12 protein-coding genes and 2 pseudogenes are annotated in these 16,115 nt (G+C 63.0%); 4 read left to right on the top strand and 10 right to left on the bottom strand.

Annotated features, from left to right (window positions below; genetic code table 11):
• Positions 1-51 precede the first annotated feature (51 nt).
• The 5 genes and pseudogenes from AC1DYD_RS22505 to AC1DYD_RS22485 all read right to left on the bottom strand — a co-directional run bounded on the left by AC1DYD_RS22505 (position 52) and on the right by AC1DYD_RS22485 (position 7,055).
• A complete protein-coding gene (locus tag AC1DYD_RS22505) occupies positions 52-1,020 on the bottom strand; it encodes a LysR substrate-binding domain-containing protein (protein ID WP_478174974.1) in 969 nt (322 codons plus the stop codon).
• 397 nt (positions 1,021-1,417) lie between these two features.
• Positions 1,418-1,634, bottom strand: a pseudogene (locus AC1DYD_RS22500) (IS6 family transposase); the annotation flags it as partial.
• A gap of 39 nt (positions 1,635-1,673) precedes the next feature.
• A complete protein-coding gene (locus tag AC1DYD_RS22495) occupies positions 1,674-3,155 on the bottom strand; it encodes an aldehyde dehydrogenase family protein (protein WP_478174973.1) in 1,482 nt (493 codons plus the stop codon).
• Positions 3,148-4,809: a GMC family oxidoreductase gene (locus AC1DYD_RS22490; RefSeq protein ID WP_478174972.1), complete on the bottom strand. Its 1,662-nt coding sequence runs from the start codon at positions 4,807-4,809 to the stop codon at positions 3,148-3,150. Before AC1DYD_RS22490 ends, AC1DYD_RS22495 begins: the two co-directional genes overlap by 8 nt.
• Positions 4,806-7,055, bottom strand: coding sequence for an arylsulfatase (locus tag AC1DYD_RS22485; protein WP_478174971.1), 2,250 nt, complete (start codon positions 7,053-7,055; stop codon positions 4,806-4,808). Before AC1DYD_RS22485 ends, AC1DYD_RS22490 begins: the two co-directional genes overlap by 4 nt.
• 80 nt (positions 7,056-7,135) lie before the next feature.
• On the opposite strand from AC1DYD_RS22485, the gene AC1DYD_RS22480 reads away from it, so the two are divergent.
• Complete coding sequence (locus AC1DYD_RS22480) at positions 7,136-7,837, top strand: Crp/Fnr family transcriptional regulator (RefSeq protein WP_478174970.1); 702 nt, start codon at positions 7,136-7,138, stop codon at positions 7,835-7,837.
• A 106-nt stretch (positions 7,838-7,943) separates the two neighbouring features.
• Positions 7,944-8,951, top strand: coding sequence for a Bug family tripartite tricarboxylate transporter substrate binding protein (locus AC1DYD_RS22475; protein ID WP_478174969.1), 1,008 nt, complete (start codon positions 7,944-7,946; stop codon positions 8,949-8,951).
• A 656-nt stretch (positions 8,952-9,607) separates the two neighbouring features.
• On the opposite strand, the gene AC1DYD_RS22470 is transcribed toward AC1DYD_RS22475, so the two are convergent.
• The 4 genes from AC1DYD_RS22470 to AC1DYD_RS22455 all read right to left on the bottom strand — a co-directional run bounded on the left by AC1DYD_RS22470 (position 9,608) and on the right by AC1DYD_RS22455 (position 12,975).
• Positions 9,608-10,540, bottom strand: a complete 933-nt coding sequence (locus tag AC1DYD_RS22470) for an electron transfer flavoprotein subunit alpha/FixB family protein (RefSeq protein WP_478174968.1) — start codon at positions 10,538-10,540, stop codon at positions 9,608-9,610.
• A gap of 2 nt (positions 10,541-10,542) precedes the next feature.
• Positions 10,543-11,292, bottom strand: a complete 750-nt coding sequence (locus tag AC1DYD_RS22465; RefSeq protein WP_478174967.1) for an electron transfer flavoprotein subunit beta/FixA family protein — start codon at positions 11,290-11,292, stop codon at positions 10,543-10,545.
• A gap of 185 nt (positions 11,293-11,477) precedes the next feature.
• Positions 11,478-11,906 carry a RidA family protein gene (locus AC1DYD_RS22460; protein WP_478174966.1) on the bottom strand — a complete coding sequence of 143 codons (429 nt, stop codon included), beginning with the start codon at positions 11,904-11,906 and terminating at the stop codon, positions 11,478-11,480.
• Positions 11,893-12,975 carry a substrate-binding domain-containing protein gene (locus AC1DYD_RS22455; protein ID WP_478174965.1) on the bottom strand — a complete coding sequence of 361 codons (1,083 nt, stop codon included), beginning with the start codon at positions 12,973-12,975 and terminating at the stop codon, positions 11,893-11,895. Before AC1DYD_RS22455 ends, AC1DYD_RS22460 begins: the two co-directional genes overlap by 14 nt.
• 149 nt (positions 12,976-13,124) lie before the next feature.
• Between AC1DYD_RS22455 and AC1DYD_RS22450 the strand changes: the two genes are divergently transcribed.
• The gene (locus AC1DYD_RS22450) at positions 13,125-14,267 is read left to right on the top strand and encodes an acyl-CoA dehydrogenase family protein (protein WP_478174964.1); all 1,143 of its coding nucleotides are present in this window, start codon (positions 13,125-13,127) and stop codon (positions 14,265-14,267) included.
• 10 nt (positions 14,268-14,277) lie between these two features.
• Complete coding sequence (locus tag AC1DYD_RS22445) at positions 14,278-15,828, top strand: AMP-binding protein (RefSeq protein WP_478174963.1); 1,551 nt, start codon at positions 14,278-14,280, stop codon at positions 15,826-15,828.
• Positions 15,829-15,881: 53 nt separating this feature from the next.
• Here the strand turns inward: AC1DYD_RS22445 and AC1DYD_RS22440 are convergent.
• Positions 15,882-16,115: pseudogene (locus tag AC1DYD_RS22440) on the bottom strand (hypothetical protein); the annotation flags it as partial.

Raw genomic sequence — 16,115 nt, 5'->3', positions numbered from 1 at the left:
GAGCAGCTGTGCGCGACGCAACGCTGCTATGCGTGCGCACGCAAGACGAGGCTACGCGGGACCGCCGGAGTGCCACATCCCGCTGCGCGCGCTGTCTTCCACGACGCTGACGATTTCCGCCGCGACCGCAGATACCGCCCGCGCGGGTCCCTTCGTGCGCGCCAGGGCCATGGAAACGATGCGCTGCAGTGGCGGCGAAACGATCTTGGCCGCTTGCAGACGCCCTTCCTTCAATTCGGCCCACACCGCATGGATGGGTAGCACGGTGTAGAGCCGAGCTTCGGCGACTGTCGTTCGCATCAGCGGAAGCGAATCGGCTTCGATGGCCGGCGCCAGCGTAATGTGCCCCTGCCGGGCCATCGCGTCCAGTGCCGTGCGCAGCCCATTCGGAGCGCTCGGCAGGATGAAAGGCAACTCGTGCAGGGCGGAAAAGGCAACTTCGGGTGCAGCAGTCAATCGGTCACCCGCGGGGCCGATCAGGTAGCTGTCGACGGTGGCAAGCGCCTGCTCCTGCTCGTAATGTGCATTGCCGTATCGATAGAGAATGGCTATGTCGACGCGCGCGTCGGACAGCCATTCCTCTACCTGACCGCTCGAGCCTTCGAGGATCTTGAGCTGGATTCCCGGATGGCGTTCGCGCAACTGTTTGAACAGGCGGCCGACGATCGGATTGGTGATCGAGGGCAGCGATCCGATGGTGACTCGGCCAGAAGGCTCGCGCGCCTCACCATGGATTTCCAGCTCCAGCTGCTCCGCATCCGAGAGAAGCGCCTTTACCAGCGGAAAGATGCGCTGGCCGACATCGGACAGTGCCACGCCGCGGCCTGTGCGATTGAAGAGCCGCGCCTTGCATTCCCGCTCAAGCGAATTCAGATGGCGGCTCAGCAGGGATTGATTGCTGTCCAGAAACAGGGCTGCTCGCGTCAGGCTGCCGAGTTCTGCAATGGCCAGGAATGCCCGCCACTTCTGCAGGTCAGAGGTGATGTCGAGCTGGATCTGAGTGGCTTTGCCAGTTTGCATCGGACTTCGCTCGCATCGATATAAACGTGCCATTGTCCGGCTTGTCAACGGCACTCGAATGCCGGGTTTCCCTCACCCCTGCCGCCCACGTCGCCCGATTTAGGCCGCCACTTTGAGCTTCGGCATGGCGCTCGCGCGATTCCGGTTGTGGTGGCCGATCACCTCGACGGTGACGGCGCCCACGATCATCAGGGCTGCAAGGTAGTATTGTCCTGCGGCGAGGGTTTTGGTGGCCGCTTTCGCCCTGCATACCTGCCGTTGGCCGCTCGGTGGCGACGGACAGCAACGGGCCCATCTGCGCCCTTCGCGCCTCGCGGGTGAACTTCAGCAATCAGTCTGAAAGGGCGTTGTCACGTTGGCCGCCAGTGGCTGCAACATCGGCAGGTGGCGTTGCGATTCAGAAGGCGGAGGACGGATTTTGGGTGAGGCCTGTGAAAAGGCGCCAGGCGTCGAAGCGCTCAGGCAGGCGAAAACCTCGCATGCGCCGCTCCCTCTCACGGGTGGGCCTGATGGCTGTTCTCGGCACGGTTGTTCACGCGGGCGCAGGCCTTGACGAACACATGCCGGACGTTCGCCAGCTCCGCGATCTCGGCCTTGGCGGCCGGGTAGCTGCGGGATCCGAAGCGTAAACAAGCGGGGTTGGCCGGCTGCGTTCAGGCGCTCTTGATCCAGATGGCCTTGGTCTGGAGGAACTCTTCCATATGCTCGGTGCCGGATTCGCGGCCGTACCCGCTCATCTTGTAGCCGCCGAACGGCACGGCAGGATCCATCAGTTGGTAGCAATTCACCCACACGGAGCCGCTGCGAAGTCCGGCACTGACTTGCATCGCCGTACCCACGTCTCGGGTCCATACGCCGGCGCCCAAGCCATAGACTGTGTCATTGCCGCGCCAAATGGCCTCGTCGACGGAGTCGAATGGCAGCGCGGAAATGACCGGCCCGAAAATCTCTTCGCGGGCGATCCGCATGCCGTCACTGACCGAGGAGAACACGGTTGGCTCAACGAAGTATCCTGCGTCGTATTCGGGGCCGGCTTTGCGGCCCCCTCCCGCCAGCGCGACGGCCCCCTCCTGCACCCCTGATGCAAGGTAGCCGCAAACTCGGTCCAACTGCGCGGCGGACACCAGTGGCCCCAACTGCGTCGTAGGGTCGCGCGGATCGCCGAGGCGCAGGCCGCGGGCGAAGTCCGCCACTCGCGCAACGAATTCGTCATAGATGTGTCGTTCCACGAACAGACGGGTTCCCGCGCTGCAGATTTGGCCCGAGTTGGCGAATACGGCCATCGCTGCGCCGGGCACCGCGGCGTCCAGGTCAGCATCGGCGAAGACAATGTTGGGCGACTTCCCGCCTAACTCGAGCGATACGCGCTTGATGTTGCCGGCGGAGGCTTGAATGATCTTGCGCCCCACCTCCGTGGATCCGGTGAACGCAACCTTGTCCACGCCAGGATGTGCGGCCAGCGCAGCACCCGCTTCGCTGCCGCCGGCCACCACGTTGACTACGCCGGGCGGAATCCCTGCTTCCAGGCACAGCTCGCCCAGCCGCAATGGCGACAGAGGGGCCTGTTCCGCCGGCTTGATGATGATGGTGCAGCCCGCTGCGAGCGCCGGGGCAATCTTCCAGATCGCCATACCGAGCGGTCCGTTCCACGGGTTGATAGCCGCGACGACGCCGACCGGCTCCTTCACGGTATAGGAGAAAACCGCACCCGCCTGGGAATTCGGGATGGTCTGCCCGTGCACCGCGGTCGCCAATCCGGCGTAGTAGCGCAGCAGTCCGACTGCCCGCGAGCGTCTCCCTATTGTTGCGCTGATCGGGGCTCCCATGTCCAGGGTATCGAGCAGCGCGAGCTCGTTGAAACTCGCATCGACGAGGTCCGCGAGCTTCAGCAGGCATTGCTGGCGGTCAAAGGGCTTCATGCGTTTCCAAGGACCCTCCAGGGCACGTCGCGCCGCAGCGACCGTCGCGTCGATGTCTTCAGCCTCGGCCCAAGCGACATTCGCGAGAAGTTCTCCCGTTGCGGGATTGCGCGTTTCGAAGGTCTTGCCCGATAGCGCCGGCACACGCCGCCCGTCAATCAGAAGAAGGCGAGGACTGTCATCCAACCAGGCGGGGACGTCTTGTCTATTACGCATGCTGCAGGGCTCTCTCTTTGGTCATTTGCGGGCGCTGGGATGGCAGGACAGGATTGCAGATGAACTCGGCGGCACGCTCCCCGATCATCATGGCCGGTGCGCTGGTATTGCCCGAGATGATGTCGGGCATGATCGAAGCATCTGCGACCCGCAATCCCTCGATTCCATGGACGCGCAATTGCGCGTCCACGACTGCTGCCGGGTCAGACTGGGGCCCCATCTTGCAAGTACCGACAGGGTGGTAGATAGTCATAAGTCCAGCACGTATGGCCTGCTCCAGTTCCGCATCCGACTCAACCGCCGCGCCGGGAAACAACTCCGTTCCAAGGTGCCGAGCCATTGCATCGGCAGCGAAGATGCGCCGCGCTTCGCGGACGCCGCTCACCAGCGTGCGTAGGTCGGAAAGCTCTTCGAGGAAGCAAGGGCGCATGAGGGGTTGGTCCTCCGGACGCGCAGACTTGAGGCGGAGGTGACCGCGGCTCAATGGCCGCAGCAGCGTCACGAAAGCCATCACGCCGTGCTCGCGTGGAATCGCGCGCGCAGAGTTCTTCAGCCCGGCCATGAACGTGAGTTGCACGTCGGGTCTTGTTTGCGAGGGACCGGTGCGCAGGAAGCCGCCGGCCTCGGCGGCATTGGAGGCCAGCATTCCCGAACGCCAGAACCAGAAAGCCAACGGACTGAGCGCGATGGCCGGCAGGAAGCGCGCAGAGAGTGCATAGGACTGTCGGCTCGGATCACGCATCGACAGCGGCACCGACGCGTGATCCTGCAGGTTCATGCCAACACCCGGCAAATCTTGTGCGACCGGGATGCCGAGGTCCATCAAATGCGTTGCGGGTCCGACCCCGGAAAGCATCAACAATTGCGGCGAGTTCACCGTCCCCCCTGTGAGAACCACCTCGCTAGCGGCGTTCAGGCGCCGCCGACTGCCGTTTTGGATCACGTCGACGCCCACTGCGCGCCCGCCCTCGATCACGATCCGTTCCACCAGCGTGTCTGTCAGGACAGTGAGATTGGGTCGGTGCATGACTGGATGCAGGAATGCGCGCGAGCTGCTCAAGCGGATTCCGTCGCGTTGATTCACCTCCCAAAGCCCGAACCCATCCTGCCGGCCACCGTTGAAGTCATCGTTGCGCGAGTGGCCGGCCTGCACGGCCGCCTCGACGAATGCGCGCGATAGGGGGTTCGCGGCACCGGGGCGAACGACATCGAGTTCGCCGCCAACACCGTGATGCGGCCCGAGTCCTCCCGCGCGGTTCTCGTGCCGCTTGTATGCGGCCAGCACTTCTTCGTAGGACCATCCCGGATTGCCCTTGGCTTCCCAGGCATCGTAGTCGGCGGGGTGGCCCCGGACGTACACGGAACCGTTGACGGAACTGCAGCCGCCGAGCAGCCGCCCGCGCGGCACAGCGATCTTGCGATGATTGATCGCCGCGCCGCCCTGAAACTCATACTTCCAGTTGTACTTGGCATGCGGCAGCAGGAAGATGTTGCCCACCGGCAGCGACGTCTTGATGTTCGCCGGAAACGCGCGATCCGATGGGCCAGCCTCCACCAGCGCCACGCGGACTGCAGGGTCGGCCGAGAGCCGATTGGCCAGGACGCATCCCGCAGAGCCAGCGCCAACGACGATGAAGTCGTACCCGGCGTTCACTGCTCGATCTCGGCAGCGCGACCGACGAAGGCAGCGTCGGTCTCTCCATCCGGGGCCACCTCTACCAGCACCTTGGCGATCTGGCCGGTGAACGCGAATGGTGCCTCGTACGCCAGACTCACTGGTAGGCCGGTGTCGCGGCCGCAGGTCAGACCGGACTGCACGGCGCGGTGCGGCCAAGTCCGTTCCACCCGCACAGTGCCCACCACGGCGCCGTCGACCACCAGACGGCCAACGCCGCCACTGTCGCCGTGCCGCGCAAACTCGTAGCGCACCGTGCGAGGGCCGGGCGCCAGTACCCCATTCGACGTCACCACGAACTTCTCGTCCTCGGAAAAGACGTACTCGTGCACCAACTTCCCGCCTTTTATGTACATGGTGTAGCCGGCCAGCGCCGTCCCGAACGCGAGCAGGACACCTTCCGCGCCCGACGGCGGAATCACGATGTCGGCGGCGATCGCATAGGAGCGAGAGGTCAAGTCCGGCGCGCTCAGCCGATCGATCCGCGCTTGGCCCGCTCGGTACTCGTACACCCGGGTCTGCACCTGCGGTGCTTCGGGCGGCAATCGACCCCACTTGCGATCGTCCAGCGGCAGCACTTCGAAGGCACGAGCCTCCGACCACCACAGGTCGACCATCTCGCGCAGACGGTCCGGAAACTTGTCCCCCAGGTCGTGGCACTCTGAGAAATCATTGTCCAGGTGATAGAGGGCCCAGCGGTCGGCATCGAAATCCGTCCCCGGTTGATGCAGCGTAACGGCCTTCCAGCCGCGATGCCAGATAGCCCGGTCGCCGTTCAGTTCGAAGTGCTGGGTGACCTTGCGCGTCGACGCCGTGGGATCTTCAAACGTGTAGCGCATGCTCGTGCCGTGCACTGGCACCTGCTCGACGCCCTGGTGCACGCCCAACGCCGGGACACCAAGCACATCGAGTACCGTCGGGAACAGGTCGATCACGTGGTGATACTGAGTGCGCAGGCCAGGCTCAGTGATGCCCCTAGGCCAGTGCACCAGCAGCGGCGCACGCACGCCGCCACCATACGTATTCATCTTGTACCACTTGAGCGGGGTGTTGCTGACCTGTGCCCAGCCGGCGGCATAGTGCGGATAGGTGTAGGGTCCGCCCAACTTGTCCAGCGCGCCTTCGCGTTGCTGCGCAGTCTCCGGGCCGTGGTAGATCGCCTTGCGCATGTTCAGCGAAATCGATCCGAGCGGGCCGCCTTCGGGACTGGCGCCGTTGTCGGATATCAGCACGATCATCGTGTTCTCGATGCGTCCGCTGTCTTCCAAGTACGAGATCAGCCGTCCAATCTGCTGGTCGGTGTGGTCCAGGAACCCGGCAAATACCTCCTGGGAGCGTTCGAGGAACTCCCGATCTTGCTCCTCGATGTCTGCCCAACTCTTCACACCAGGGTTCCGCTCGGGGAGACTGGTGTTTTCCGGCACCACGCCCAAGGAACGCTGTCGGGCCAGGCGCTCTTCGCGGATGGCGTCCCAGCCTTTGGCGTAGCGCTTGTGATACTTGTGGATGAATTCGGCCGGAACATGATGCGGGAAGTGGCATGCACCTAACGCGAGGTACATGAAGTAGGGGCGCGTCGCGTTCGCCACCCGGAGATCGCGGATCATCGCGATGGACTGATCCACCAGGTCGTTGGTGAGGTGATAGTCAAGCCGAGGAGTCAGGTCCACGGGATGGTTGTCGCGGAAAAGCTCTGGATTCCACTGGTCCGTCATCGCGCCCTGGAAGCCATACCAGTGGTCAAAGCCGCGGCCCAGCGGCCATTGTGTGAACGGCCCGGCAGCGCTGATTTCCTTCATGGGCGTCAGGTGCCACTTGCCCACTGCCATCGTGCTGTAGGCATGTCCGCGCAAATTCTCTGCAAGCGTTCCGGCCCGCTTGCTTATATGCCCGCGGTAGGAGGGGTAACCGCCGGCCCACTCGGCAATGGCGCCCATGCCAACGGCATGCGCATTGCGCCCGGTCAGCATGCAGGCTCGCGTGGGTGAGCACATCGAAGTCACGTGAAAGTTCGTGTACTGCGCGCCCATCCGCGCAAGGCGGTCCATATTGGGAGTTTCGATTTCGGACCCATAGCAGCCCAGGTCGGAGAAGCCTACGTCATCCAGAACAATGAAGATCACGTCCGGGGCGTCCGCGGGTGCCTTGGCTTCAGGCGGCGTCCAGGGCGTTGAGCTCTTGTAGGTTCGGCCGATGGTTCCGGAAAAGTGCGAGTCGTAGTCCATGGGATGTGTCGCTGACGATAAAAGACCTGATTAGGGGTCAGCCAACCGGATCAAATTTTCGCAAGTGAGACAATCCAAGGGTGATTACCGACGCCAGCCTTCGCCGCCCAGGGGCCGACACATTCGCTGCAGCAATGGGTTTGCTGCCGCCCTCAACGGCAGGAGCTATCCGCGCCCTCGGTCAAATGCGCAGCTTCGAGGACCGTGAGGTTGTGCTCAGCAGTGGCGCAGTCGCAGGTTCGGTGTTCTTGCTGCTCGCTGGCAAGGTACGGCTTGCAGGCATCACGCCCGAGGGCGAGGAAGTGTTGCTCCGCTGGTTCATGCCTGGGGAGTTCGTGGGGCTCGCATCGGTTCTCGGGCGCCTGCCGTTTTCGGCAGAGGCGGTGGCCACTGGGCAGGTCCAAGCCGTCCAAGTAGATGCCGACGCCCTGTATCGCCATCTGTCCACGGATCCGCAAGGCGCCCTGCAATTCGCACGAATTGTGAGTGCCTTTGCGTCCGAACTTGTCGAAGTGTTCGTCACGTTCACCGCCGGAAGGCTGGAACGCCGTATTCTCGGAGTGCTTCACCGGTTGGCCGCGCATGAGCCGCCTGCGGCCGAGCATCAGGGCATCCGGCTGGAGGTTTCACAACAGGATCTCGCACATGCGGTAGGTGCATCTCGGCAGCGTGTGTGCATCGAACTGCGCAAGCTCGAGGAAGGCGGCTGGATCCGGCTCGGCTATCGCCATCTTGTCGTGCTGCGAAGCCTGCCGTCGCAGCCGCTTGTTCGGGGTGATTGAAGGCGGCGCCTTCGACGGCGGTATATACCCCTACATTGTCGCAATTGTTCCGGGCGGCTGATGCACGACGAACTTCAATGTGGCATTCAGAACGATGGAGCCTTCGATGAGACTGTCCCTTCCCCCCGCATTGATCAAGCGCCGCCAAGCGATTGCGATCGTGCCGATTCTCGCTGCGTTCCTCGTGACCGGCGTTGCATGGGCTCCGCCTGCTACCGCGCAGACTGGCTATCCGGAAAAGCCAATCCGGCTCATCTTGTCGGCTCCCGCGGGGGGCACTCTGGATGCAATCGGCCGCGCCGTCGCCGAGAAGATGAGTGCCGCCTGGAAGCAGCCTGTGATTGTTGAATCGAAAGCCGGCGCTGCGGGGATGCTGGCCGCCGCCGCCGTGGCCAAGGCGCCACCTGACGGGTACACGGTCCTTCTGAGCCTCGCTTCCGTTGTACAGAATACGGTTGTGCGGCCTGCCGCGCCATACCGCCTGCAGGATCTCGTTCCGGTCTCCCTCGTCGCGACGATGCCGGTCGTGCTGGTGGTCAAGAACGACAGCGCCGCGAAATCGCTGTCGGACTTGGTTCGCATGTCGAAGGAGCCACAGCAACGCGTCAGCGTCGCGTCCTGGGGCATCGGATCGACGGGGCACATCATCAGCGAGGCCATTCGCCAAAAGTCCGGCGCAGACTGGACCCACGTGGCGTACAAGGGCGAGGCGGAGCCGCTTTCGGACCTGCTGGGTGGGAGGGTGACCGCCGCCACCGGTTCACCCGGCTTTTACTTGAATCACCTGAAGGACGTTCGCGTCCTGGCGGTGGGCGCCCCGGCTCGGCTAAAAAAGCTCCCGGAGGTTCCGACCTTTGAGGAGGTAGGTTATCCAATGGCCAATCTGTCCGGCTGGGGCGGCTTTTTCGTACCGGCAGGTACCCCCGCCGCGATCATCTCAAAACTCTCCGCCGAGATTCAAAGAATCGTGGCATTGCCCGATGTGGCCGAGCGCATTCGATCTCTTGAGTACGAACCGGTTGGTAACAGTAGCGAGGCATTTGCCCGCTATGTCGAAGAGGACGCGGCCCGCTGGACTGCCGTCGTCAAGAAGGGCAACATCGTCCTCGACTAGGGCAATGCGCGTAGAGCAATAGTCTCACCTGAGCCGCCGATACTTTGATACGACGAAGGAGCTGCAGACCTGCGATTTCCTTCGGGCAGGCGCTGAACGATCCACAGGTCCTAGCGGGCGACGTGGTGGTCAATGTGCCTTTTTGTGCAGAGGGCGGCTCCGCGCGCTCGCCCGATATGCGGTTGAAGATCTCGGAGGCCGCGCGGCGTCCGTTCCTCACCCCTCCCACATTGGGTCGCGATACGGACGCGGTGTTGGCCCACGACTGGATGCTTTGCTGGCTATCAGGCCGTACGGCTCATGATGAACTGCGCTGAGCGGGCGCCAAAGTTCGTGCCGTCGAAGCGAGTCGCCGACAGCGGCTGGGTCTGCTGCGCGAAACGTCACTGTTTATCGCGCTTGGCATCTTCGGCGGCCTGCCTATGTCTCTTGACACCGCGCCTGACGTAGCTTCCACGAAGTGAGGTCTTTCTGTTCTTCAAAATCGTCTCCTCTCAATTCGACTCTTTCGTTCTTTGGTAACGGAGGCCGTGTCGCTCGGATCGAAGGGTTGCCGCAACGCATTTGCGACGTCGACGCAGATCAAGACGACGCGCGGGGCGGGGCCACCTTGAGCCTGTCGTATCCGGCCCTGCTCCGGATAGAGGCGACCCTATTTAGATAGCTTCGACCAGTTCCGGCACGGCCGTGAACAGGTCGGCCATGAGGCCGTAGTCGGCCACCGAGAAGATCGGGGCTTCTTCGTCCTTGTTGATCGCCACGATCACCTTGGAGTCCTTCATGCCGGCCAGATGCTGGATGGCGCCCGAGATGCCTGCTGCGATGTACAGCTGCGGGGCGACGATCTTGCCCGTCTGGCCCACTTGCCAGTCGTTCGGGGCGTAGCCCGCATCCACTGCGGCGCGGCTGGCGCCCAGGCCCGCGTTGAGCTTGTCGGCCAGAGGTGCCATCACCTCGGTGAACTTCTCTGCGCTGCCGAGAGCCCGGCCGCCCGAGACGATGATCTTGGCGGCGGTCAGTTCGGGGCGTTCGCTCTTCGTGACCTCGCGGCCTACGAAGCTGCTCTTGCCGCTGTCGGCAACGCCTTCGGCCGTTTCAATCGCTGCGCTGCCACCGGTGGCGGCTGCGGCGTCGAAGCCGGTCGTGCGCACCGTGATCACCTTGGTCGCATCGCTGCTCTGCACGGTGGCGATGGCGTTGCCGGCGTAGATCGGGCGCTCGAAGGTGTCGGGGCTATCGACCTTGGTGATGTCGCTGATCTGCGCCACGTCGAGCTTGGCGGCCACGCGCGGAGCGACGTTCTTGCCGTTGGCGGTCGAGGGGAACAGGATGTGGCTGTAGTTGGATGCGATCGTCAGCACCTGGGCTGCGACGTTCTCGGCCAGGTTTTCAGCGAGGCTGGGGCCGTCGGCCACGATGACCTTGGCAACGCCCGCGATCTGGGCGGCGGCCTTGCCGGCTTCGGCGGCATTGGCACCGGCCACCAGCACGTGGACATCGCCGCCGCAAGCCAGCGCGGCAGTCACGGTGTTCAGGGTCGCGGGCTTGACGGTCGCGTGGTCGTGTTCGGCAATAACAAGTGCGGTCATGTTCAGATCACCTTCGCTTCGTTCTTCAGTTTGTCCACCAGCGTTGCAACGTCAGGCACCTTGATGCCAGCGCCGCGCTTGGGCGGCTCGCTGACCTTCAGGGTCTTCAGGCGGGGCTTCACATCGACACCCAGGTCTTCGGGCTTGAAGGTGTCGAGCTGCTTCTTCTTGGCCTTCATGATGTTGGGCAAGGTGACGTAGCGCGGCTCGTTCAGGCGCAGGTCGGTCGTGACGACGGCCGGCAGCGTGAGGGAGACGGTTTCGAGGCCGCCGTCGACTTCGCGGGTGACGGTAGCTTTGTCGCCAGCGACTTCGACCTTGGAGGCGAAGGTGGCTTGGGGCAGGTCCGCCAGGGCCGCGAGCATCTGGCCGGTCTGGTTGGCGTCGTCGTCGATGGCCTGCTTGCCCAGGATGATGAGCTGGGGCTGTTCCTTGTCGACCAGGGCCTTGAGCAGCTTGGCGACGGCCAGGGGTTGCAGCTCTTCTGCGGTTTCCACCAGGATGCCGCGGTCGGCGCCGATGGCCATGGCGGTGCGCAGGGTTTCCTGGCACTTGGCGTCACCGCAGGAGACGGCGATGACGTCGGTCACAACGCCCTTTTCCTTGAGGCGCACGGCTTCTTCCACGGCGATTTCGTCGAAGGGGTTCATGCTCATCTTGACGTTGGCAATGTCCACCCCGGTGCCGTCGCTCTTGACGCGCACCTTCACGTTGTAGTCGACGACCCGTTTGACAGGTACAAGAACTTTCATACTTACGCTCCTCTAATGTGTTGATGTGGTCCCGCGCAAGCGCGGCTGCTCGAACTCGACGGCGACCGGTACGCTGATCTACATGTGCAGCGTAACGCTGAGCCGCCTGGTACTCGGCGTGCTTGAGCGCAACAGGCTCCAAGGCACGCGTGCGCCCTGAGAGCCTGCGATGCCCGGACGCAGTCTCAGGCAGGCGAGAGCGACGCGCCGGTGACAAGCCCGATTGCCTCCACCTCAACTTTCAGCCCGAAATGCAGTGGTCCCGTGGGCACGACTGCACGGGAAGGTCGGACGCTGCCAGCCCACTCGCGATAGATCGCATTGAAGGCTGGCCAGTTCGCCATGTCATCGACATACACGCGGACTTGTACGAGGTGCTTGACTTCGCTGCCGGCGGTCTCCAGCGCCGTCTTGACATTCGCCAGCACCTGGCGCGCTTGATCCTCGAAGGAGGCGTCGACCAGCTTGAGACCGGCAGCAGTAATGGGCAATTGACCAGAGACGAAGGCAAGTCCTTGCGCAACACTTACATGGCTATAGTGCCCGCCGGGCGCAGCCAGATCGTCAGGGTCAACGTACTGAACTTCACCGGAGCCAGATTCACGGCTGAGCATGTGCTTTCCCTCCCTTCTTCTTGCTCTCAACAACTGCCGTCGATGGCCGTGCGCGAGCCACGCGGCGCGGACCATCGGAAGAGCGGACGATGAGCTCGGGCCTCCATATTTCCTGCAATTCGCTCGCCGGCGTCCCATCCAGACGCGACATCAGCATCTCGACCATCCGCTTCCCTGCCCGATGGGTCTCCGCAGAAAAGGTAGTCAGCGCCGGCGTGACATAGCGGCCAATCGGATGATCATCACCGCCGATGACACCGACGTCCTCGCCCGGCGTTCTTCCCGTCTCGGAGATGGCCCGCATGACGCCCAGCGCAACCAGGTCGTGGCCGCAGACGATGGCGGTCGGCGGATCGGGAAGATCCAGCAAACGACGCGCAGCGCTCACACCGCCTTCTTCCGAGATCGCTTCTTCGACGCACAAGTCGGGGTCAATCTCGATTCCCGCGGCGCGCAATGCCGCCTCGTACCCGATGCGCTGATAGTGACTGAACATCAGGAACTCGGGCGAGTGGACCAGGGCAATCCGGCGATGCCCCAGCGCGATGAATCGCGCGCATCCAGCGCGACCGACAACGGTGTGATCGATGTCCAGGTACGGGTAATCGGTGGATGTTTCACTTCGTCCGAACGCGACAAATGGAACGTCCCGCTCCAGAAGGTATGCGATCCGCTCATCGTCTCTGCGGGTACGACCAAACAGCAATGCATCGACGCGTTGGCGCTCGACCAGCCGCTTGAACACGTCGATCTCGGTTTCAACGCTCCGGGCTGACGCAATGATGATCTGGTAGTTCGAACCGTCCAGCGCCTCATCCACGCCCATGAGCATGTTCAAGAAGAACGGGTGAGCGAACGAGGCCTGCGGGGCCGACAAGACGAAGCCAATGGTGTCCGAAGACTGGCGCCGCAAACGACGGCCAGCCGGATCGGGCGAAAAGCCCAGGCGGACGGCCGCTGCCAGGACGCGCTCGCGCGTCGCCGGACTCACGTCTTCGCGGCCATTCATTGCCTTGGAGACAGTGCTGACCGACAGCTTCAGCTTCCCTGCGAATTCTTGGATGTTCAAGTTGCGTTCCTTGGTGAATCTGCGAGCTCCATTCTCGCGGACATCGACAGTTTACCGAAACCGTTTTTCCAAGAACCCTACTCGATGGCAGTTGACATTTCGTCATGACCTCGTAAGATTATCGAAATCGTTTTCGTAAACACATGATCATGACCACATCCGACACAGAACTTTTGATGATCCGAGATACGGCGCGCCGCTTTGTGCGTCAGCGTCTGGTCCCGCTTGAACAACAGATCGAGACCGACGACGACGTCAGCCTCGAGCTGCTCGCCCAGTTGAGATCCGAGGTCGCAGCGCTCGGGCTGTATGGCTTCAACCTCCCGGAAAGCATTGGTGGGCCGGGCCTCTCGGCCGCGACAAAGGTCGCGATCCTGGAAGAGCTCACGTACACCTCAGTGCCGTTGAGCGAAGTTTTCGGCCATTTGCCGCTGCAGCTGAGTCAAGTCAATGATGAGCAGCGRCAAACGATGCTGCCTGACCTCCTGTCCGGCAGCAAAATCGTCACCTACGCACTGACGGAACCCAATGCGGGCTCCGATCTGAGCGGGTTGCGCACGCGCGCAGTCAAGGCAGACGGGGGCTGGGTGCTGAGCGGCAGCAAGCACTTCATCTCGCACGCCGAAACTGCGGACTACATCATCGTCCTGGCGGTGACGAATCCTTCTGCCTCGCTCAAGGGGAAGCTCGGAACATTCATCGTGCGCCGCGACAACCCGGGCGTCGTGGGCATGACGCGCTACAAGAAGATGGGCTGGCGCGGCTACCACCTCAACGGCTTTTCACTCGAGAACTGTTTTGTGCCCGATGCCGATGTGCTCGGCGCGCCCGACGCGGGCTTCCTGGGGATGATGCAGTCGATCAACCAAGACCGGCTTCTCTCGGCGAGTCGCTCACTCGGCCTTTCTGCCCGCGCGCACGCGATGGCATGCGAGTACGCCGTGGAACGCAAGGCCTTCGGCGCCAGCTTGTCTCAGCACCAGGCCATCCAGTTCATGGTCGCCGACAACGATGTGGACATCGAGGCGGCGCGCTTGCTGATTCGCAGTGCCGCGGAAATGATCGAGGCCGACGATCCGCAGGCGCGAATCGCCGCGTCGCGCGCGAAGCTCTTCGCTAGCGAAATGGGATGCCGCGTCACCGATCGCGTGCTGCAGATTTTTGGTGCCATGGGCTACATGTGCGAACTCCCCATCGAGCGCTTCTACAGAGACGCGCGCGCCTTCCGTATCGGCGAGGGCACCTCCGAAATGCAGCGACTCCAGATTGCGCGATCTGCGCTGGCCGCATGAAAGACGAGTGATGGCTTTTGATCTTCTGAACACCCACTCCGGTGATCTACCGGCTTTTCATGCCGACGGTCACACGGTATCCCGCGCAGAACTCAAGATCTCGGCGCAACGTGCAGCCGCGTTTCTGCATCAGCTCGGGTTGCGCCGCGGCGATACGATGGCCGTCTGGATGCCGGATGGCGCCGTATGGCTGCAGCTGTTGTTCGGTGCGGCCCAGCTCGGTGTGCTCATGGTGCCTGTCAGCACCCGCCTCAAGCTCTCGGAAGCACAGCATGTGGTGGCCACGTCACGGGCGCGCGTGCTGGTGGTTCCGACAACGTTCCTGGACTTCGACTATCTGGGGGCATCGCTCGCCATTCAAGCGTCTGAACCCACTCTCGAGCATGTGATCGACGTGCCCGCTGGTGCGGGCTTTCAATGGGGTGACTACGCACCTCATCCGGAGATTGCCGGCCAGGACTCCGACCCGCTCTGTACCTTCAGCACCTCCGGCACCACCGGCAAGCCGAAGCTGGCAGTTCACACGCAAGGCGGGATCGCGACCCATGCCCGCAATGCCGGCCGCGTGAACGACATCCACCTGGGCGATGCGATGTTGTGCGCGCTGCCCCTTTACGGCGTGCTCGGCTTCGTCAAGGCCTTTGCAACGCTCGCCGCCGGCGGGGCCTGTGTTTTTCTGCCGGTGTTCAAAGCGGACGCCGCGGCCGCAGCCATCGAGAAGTACTGCATCACCCACTTCTTTGGTTCAGATGGAATGCTCGACATGGTGCTCAACGCCAAAGGCGGCTCGCTCGCCACCTGGCGCCGCGGGAGCTTCGCCGAGTTCGCGGGTCTCGGGCGCAAAGTGATCGAGCGCGCCTGGAATGACTTGGGCCTGCGCTTGAGTGGCCTCTATGGGATGTCGGAGTGCTTCGCGATGACGGCCATCCGTGATCCGAGCGCGGAGGCAGAGGTGCGAGGCATGCCCGGTGGCACACCGATCTCGCCAAGTATTCAGTTCCGCATCGCGGACCCGGTAAGCGGCTCGCCAGTGGCTGAGGGCGCACAGGGTGAGCTTCAACTGCGCGGCTACAACGTAATGATCGGCTACTTGAACAATCCGACTGCCACTGCTGAGGCGTTCACAGCGGACGGTTGGTTCAAGACAGGCGACCTAGCCTACGCGGACGGCGGCAGCTTTTGCTACCTGGCGAGACTCAAGGACAGCCTGCGACTGAAGGGCTACCTGGTTGACCCGACCGAGGTCGAGGACTTCCTCGCCAGACACCCCGCGGTCGATGCCGCGCAAGTGGTCGGCGTTTATCAGGAAGGCGAAGGCGACGTTGCCGTGGCGTTCATTCGCGCATCGGAGCAGCCTGCCGCAGAGTCCGAACTGCTTGCGTACTGCAAGGCGGGCATTGCTGGATACAAGGTGCCACGGCGCATCGTCGTGGTCGACGACTTCCCTCAGATGAGCGGCCCCAACGGCATCAAGATCCTCAAGAACGTCTTGCGCGACATGGCCACGGAACACCTCAACACCGTCAATTCCCTCTCCACACTTTCGAAAGCAAGCGCATGAAACGCACTGAAGTGAAATCCGACATTGCTTGGGCAAGCCCCAATACTGTTCGTTTAGACTATGAAGGACCTGAAACGGCGCGGTATGTGGGAGTCGGCTGGTTTGGGTCGGGGTCCGGGAGGGCCGATGATCTCGGGAGTGCAATCCGTGGGCACGCGCGTCGGCGCGTGGTGGTCGAATGATGCGTAAGGCGAGTGACGCCGCTTGACCATCCGCGGCGAGCGCTTGTTCAGCGTGCGCGTGGCGCGGATCCGGGCGCTGGCTTCGAGCAGTTCATTGAACCATCG

The sequence above is a fragment of the Variovorax sp. P4_B11 genome (assembly GCF_056402355.1).
This window is presented reverse-complemented; position numbering and strand designations above follow the sequence as displayed.